1 protein-coding gene is annotated in these 2076 nt (G+C 44.1%); it reads right to left on the bottom strand.

Going from position 1 to position 2076, the window contains the following annotated elements:
* Positions 1-2076, bottom strand: a 2076-nt coding sequence (locus LC574_RS37340) for a condensation domain-containing protein (RefSeq protein WP_229458657.1), incomplete at both ends; no start/stop codon positions are given.

Genomic DNA, 2076 nt, shown 5'->3' with positions numbered 1-2076 from the left:
GTCAACCTCGTTACTTAGTGCTTCGATTTCTTCAGCTTCTGGTAATAAAACTACTGGTTTACCAACTAGTAAAGGACTGTACAAGCTGGTAATTGTGGCATCAAAGCTAATTGAGGATTGTACAGGTACTCCTGTCCCTGCTGTCAGAGGATATGCTCTAATCGCCCAGTTTAAATAATTCGCCAATCCTCGATGGGTAAGCATTGTCCCTTTGGGTGTGCCTGTGGAACCTGAGGTGTAAATTATATATGCTAGGTTGTCGCCCGTAACGAGGTTGACGGGATTGTGTTCGGGGTTTTGAGCAATATCTTGCCAATCTTTGTCTAAACAAACCACTTGACAAGAATGTGGTAACTGGTGAGCAAATGCATCTATTGTTAGTAGAATCGCTGGTTGAGCATCCGCTAGCATATACGCCAAGCGATCGCTTGGCAATTTACTATCTAAAGGAATATATGCTCCAGAAGCTTTGAGGACTGCTAATAAAGCGATAATTAATTGGGGCGATCGTTCTAAATAAATCCCCACTAAAGACTCTGTGGTAATGCCTTGCGATCGCAAATAATGTGCTAATTGATTGGCTTTGCTGTTGAGTTCATTATAGGTTAGGGCAGCGTCCCTCCCCTTGTCTCCAGGAATTATCCCCCTTAATCCCCTGATATATTGGGGGGAAACCGGAAAATCTAGTTTCTCCTTAACAAGGGGAGCATTGCTGTCTTTCTCCCTCCCCTTAACAAGGGGAGGGTTGGGGTGGGGTGAAATAACAGCGACATTTTCGGGTGTCTTTTCTACCTGAGCCTCAAATTGCTGATGCAGCCATAGTTGGGGATAATTAACTTGGGTTTGATTCCATTCTTCTAATATCTGTCGCCGCTCTTGAGTAGTCAAAATTGGTAATTCCGAGAGGCGTTGTTGGGAATCAGTGACAATTGCTGTTAATAAAACCCCCAAATGCTGAATCATTCGGGCGATGGTTTGCTGATGAAATAAATCCGTACAGTACTCCAGCACCACTAACAACCCTTGGGAGCGTTCTACCAAATGACAAGTTAAATCGAATTTGGTTGAACCTGTTTCTACCCAAGATTGCTGAATTTGCAAATCTGGTAGTAAGTTTAAGGTGGAGTCATTCTGCAACTGATATGCCTCGTTTTGCACCTGAAACATGACTTGCACTAAGGGATTATGACTCAAGTCACGCTCTGGATGTACCGCTTCTACTACTTTGGCAAAAGGGACATCTTGATGCCCAAAAGCCTCTGCTGCTGTTGTTCGCACCCGTTCCAGGACGGTATGAAAGCTTGGATTGCCAGATAAATCTGTACGCAAAACTAGAGTGTTGACAAAAAAGCCAATTAGTGGTTCAATTTCCGAGCGATTGCGATTGGCGCAAGGCACTCCTAAAACAATCTCATCTTGCCCAGAATAGCGATGTAGCAATACTTTAAATGCTGCTAGCAACAGCATAAATAGAGTTACACTCTGCTGCTGGGCGAGATGTTTAAGTGATTCCAGAAGCGATCGCGGTAGTAGTTCTGATTGTGTCGCACCGCGAAATTGTTGTAAAGGCGATCGCGGTAAATCTGTCGGTAATTCTAGCATGGGCAAGTCGGCTAACTGTTTTTGCCAGTACGCCAATTGCACTTTTATTTCTTCTTTTTGAAGCCATTGTCTCTGCCACAGGGCAAAATCTGCATACTGAATCGGTAATTCTGTTAAAGATGGGTTTTGCCTCAAAGCCAGCGCCCGATAGCATTGTGCCAATTCCCGCAGCAAAATTCCCCGTGACCAACCATCAGCGATGATGTGATGTAATGTTAGTAATAGGGTGGTTCGTTGGGGCGCTAGACGAATTAATGTCACCCGCATCAGAGGCGCTATGCTTAAATCGAATGGTTGACTAGCTTCGGCTATGGCTAAATGCTGGGCTTCTTGCTGCTGTTGATTTGGAGGTAAAGCTTGTAAATCAATAACTGGCAATTTTAGGTTGAATGTTGGTGCAATTTTTTGACAAGGTTTGCCCTCAAAAGAAGCAAAAGCTGTTCGCAAAACCTCTTGTCGCTGTCCAATTATCTG

This window comes from Nostoc sp. CHAB 5715 (assembly GCF_020829685.1).
Classification (GTDB): domain Bacteria; phylum Cyanobacteriota; class Cyanobacteriia; order Cyanobacteriales; family Nostocaceae; genus Nostoc.
The sequence above is the reverse complement of the archived record's forward strand: the minus strand, read 5'-3'. Positions and strand labels throughout refer to the sequence as shown.